This window comes from Syntrophomonas palmitatica JCM 14374, from assembly GCF_001311885.1.
GTDB classification, from domain to species: domain Bacteria; phylum Bacillota; class Syntrophomonadia; order Syntrophomonadales; family Syntrophomonadaceae; genus Syntrophomonas_A; species Syntrophomonas_A palmitatica.
This window is the reverse complement of the sequence record NZ_BBCE01000060.1, coordinates 1-550: the sequence shown is the minus strand read 5'-3', so window position 1 is coordinate 550 and position 550 is coordinate 1. Positions and strand designations below refer to the sequence as shown.

Genomic DNA, 550 nt, shown 5'->3' with positions numbered 1-550 from the left:
TGGTATCTGGCACATTACGGAAGGAACTTCCTATCCGGTACTGCAATGGCAGACTACTGCTGCACCCAGAATCGCCAGCGCGAACAGCTATAAAGTAGGCAGCGTGATAGGAGGTACGTTCCTGGTAACGGCCATCGGTGTACCACCGGTGTATTCCTATTCCATTACCGATGCCCCTGCAGGCGTAAGTATCGATAGTTCAACCGGAGAGATGACCATTAACGGTAACTTGCCTGTAGGAACATATACTTTTAAGGTTACTGCCGTCAATGGAATAGAGCCTGACGCTACCCAGCTCTTTACGCTGATAGTAGAGGATAAGCCGGTGCTCAAGGCGGGAGTTCCTTCCCAAGTAACGGCAGAAGTAATTATGGGCTCTCCCTATACCCTGAATCTGAACAACATATTTAAGGATCCAAATGGGGGTACATTGACTTATCTGGTATCCGTGAACAATGGCGCCTTTACGGCAGCCAGTGCCAGCTATACTTACACTCCGCAAACACCGGAAACAACAAATCTGACATTCAAAGCCAGGAATGCGGATGGA

The 550-nt window shown here is 48.9% G+C and carries 1 protein-coding gene; it reads left to right on the top strand.

Annotated features, from left to right (window positions below):
- A partial coding sequence (locus JCM14374_RS13860) for a cadherin repeat domain-containing protein (RefSeq protein ID WP_172674241.1) occupies positions 1-550 on the top strand: 550 nt, incomplete at both ends.